Origin of the sequence: Rhodococcus chondri (assembly GCF_036327435.1) — a bacterium.
Taxonomy (GTDB): Bacteria; Actinomycetota; Actinomycetes; order Mycobacteriales; family Mycobacteriaceae; genus Rhodococcus; species Rhodococcus chondri.
The window spans coordinates 1-2,935 of record NZ_JAUZMZ010000308.1; the positions used below are offsets into that span (position 1 = coordinate 1).

General features: G+C 68.8%; 1 protein-coding gene. It reads right to left on the reverse strand.

All coding sequences use genetic code 11. The features are described 5' to 3' along the window. On the reverse strand, window positions 1-2,935 hold a 2,935-nt coding region (locus Q8814_RS25465), incomplete at both ends, for a non-ribosomal peptide synthetase (RefSeq protein WP_330154729.1).

Genomic DNA, 2,935 nt, shown 5'->3' on the forward strand with positions numbered 1-2,935 from the left:
CGCGAGCGCGCGCACCCGGGCGGGCAGATCGGCCCCCGTCACCGGTTCGGGGGTCAGATCCGGCAGTGCCTCGGCCACCGGCAGAACCACCTGATGGCCGCTGCCGTCCCGCTCGGGATAGACGGTACGGAGGATCTCGTGCCGACCGATCACGTCCCCGACCGCGCCCTGCAGCGCAGCGACGTCGAGCGTGCCGGACAGCCGGATCGCCAACGGGATGTTGTACGCGCCGGAAGCCGGATCGAAGCGGTTGAGGAACCACATCCGCTGCTGCGCCAGCGACAGGGGCACGATCTCCGGCCTGGTCCCGGACGTGAGAGGTTTCCGTCCGCGGCCACCGGCGCGGCCGTCCAGCCGCGACGCCAAGGCACCGACGGTGGGCGACTCGAACAGTTCCCGCACCGGCACCGTGGTGTCGAGTGCCGCACCGAGACGCGCCGCGACCTGGGTGGCGACCAGTGAGTTACCACCGAGATCGAAGAAGTCGTCGTCCACGCCGACCCGCTCCACACCGAGCACCTCGGCGAATACCGATGCCACCGCCTCTTCGACGGGCGTCGACGGCGCCCGGAACGCGCGCGCCTCGAACACCGGTTCCGGAAGGGCTCTGCGGTCGAGTTTGCCGACAGGTGTCAGCGGGATCGCCTCGAGCGGGATCACGACGGCCGGCACCATGTGCACCGGCAGCGACGCAGCCGCGAACTCCCGGAGCACGTCGGGGTCGACGACGGCACCGGCGACGGGCACGACGTACGACACGACGACCGTCCCACCCGTGGGAGTGTCGTGGCCGACCGTGGCCGCGAAATCCACGGTCTCGTGCGAGACGAGCACGGCGTCGATCTCCTCGAGTTCGACGCGCAGGCCACGGATCTTCACCTGATGGTCGCTGCGTCCCACATAGGCGATCTCACCGGATCCGGTCCAGGTCACCACGTCTCCGGTCCGGTACATCCGCTCGCCGGGCCCACCGTACGGATCGGCGACGAACCGCTCGGCGGTCAGCCCGGCACGCGCATGGTAACCACGCGCGAGTTGGATACCGGCGATATAGAGCTCGCCGACGACGCCGACCGGAACCGGGCGCAGCCTCGCGTCGAGCACCACCTCCCGCATCCCGCGGATCGGGCCACCGATCGTGATCGGCGCGCCCGGCGTCATCGGCTCCGAGATGTTCGTCATGATCGTCGTCTCGGTCGGGCCGTAGCCGTTGTACAGCGACCGGCCCTGCGACCACCGCGCCACGACGTCGGCGGGCACAGCTTCGCCTCCGGCCGCAAGATGCTGCAGCGAATCGAGCCCTGACGGATCCATCGAGGCGAGCACCGACGGCGTGATGAACGCGTGCGAGACCGCCTCACGACGAATCAGTTCCGCCAGTTCCGCGCCACCGAAGACGGACGCCGGCGAGATCACCATCGTCGAACCGGCGCCGAGAGCAAGCAGCAGTTCGAGCATCGACGCATCGAAGCTCGGTGAGGACACGTGCAGGATCCGGGAATCCGCGGTGGGCCGGTACCGCTCGCGCTGCTCGACCAAGAAGTTGTGCAGGCCCGCATGAGTGACTGTCACACCCTTCGGCTTGCCCGTCGATCCCGACGTGTAGATGACGTACGCCACCTGCTCGATGCGGATCGGTTGGGGCAGTTCGGCTTCGGAAACCGCAGCCCCCGATTCCGCGTCGATCGCGGCCTGTTGCGCGGGGTCGTCGAGGACGAGCCAGTCGGTGACGGCGGGCAGCGAGTCCACGTGCCCGGCCAGGGTCACACCGAGCGCGGCACGGGCGTCGGTGACCATGTGCTCGATGCGGTCCGTCGGGTAGTTCACATCGACCGGGACGAACGCGGCACCGGTCTTCGTCACCGCCCATGCCACGAGCACCGATTCGATCGACCGGGGAATCGCGACCGCAAGGAGGTGCTCGGCTCCGATGCCGCGCCGCAGAAGCAGCCGGGCCAACTGCGAAGACCGAGTGTCCAGCTCGCGATACGTCAGGGTCCGACCGCCGCAGCGCACCGCGACACCTTCCGGGTTCATCGCGACGGCTCGGGCAATCAGTTCGGGCAGACTGCACGGCTGTGGTCCCGTCGGCCCGGTGTGCGACAGCAGTCCGTCGAGCTCACCGGGAGCGAACAGATCCGCATCGCCCACGGCGCCGCCCGGAGACCGGGTCAACGCCGAGAGCAACCGCACGAAACGGTCCGCAAAGGCCGCGATCGTCGATTCGTCGAACAGGTCGGTCGCGTAGTCGAACATGGCCGGAACAGCGCCGACGACCGCCGGAACGACGGTGAGCTGAAGGTCGAACTTCGCGATGTGCGCGTCGGCCTCGACCGCCGATACGGACAGGTTCTCGAGTTCGAACGAGTCGGACCCGAGGTTCTGGAATGCCAGCACCACCTGGAAGATCGGCGAATGCGCTCGGGACCGTGGCGGATCGATCTCATCGACAAGGCGTTCGAACGGGACGTCGGCATTGCCGAACGCGCCGAGGTCGCTCTCGCGGACACGCCCGAGCAGGTCGGTGAACGATTCGGATCCGTCGATGACGGTGCGCAACACCGCGGTGTTGACGAACATGCCGACCAGGTCGTCGAGGGCGGCCTCACCACGGCCGGCGACCGGCGAGCCGATCACGATGTCCTCGCCGCCCGACAGCCGCGCCAGCAGCACCGCGAATACGGCATGTACGACCATGAACGGGGTCGTCGAATGTTCCGTCGCGACCGATTCGACCGCGGCGAACACGTCCGCCGGCACGTCGAAGCGGAAGGTGTCGCCGCGGTAGCTCGCCTCGGCGGGGCGTGTCCGGTCGGTCGGCAGGTCGAGCACGTCGGGGATGCCCGCGAGGGTATCGGTCCAGTAGTCGAGCTGCCGGGCGAGCACCGAGTCGGGGTCGTTCTCGTCGCCGAGGACCTCGCGCTGCCACAACGCG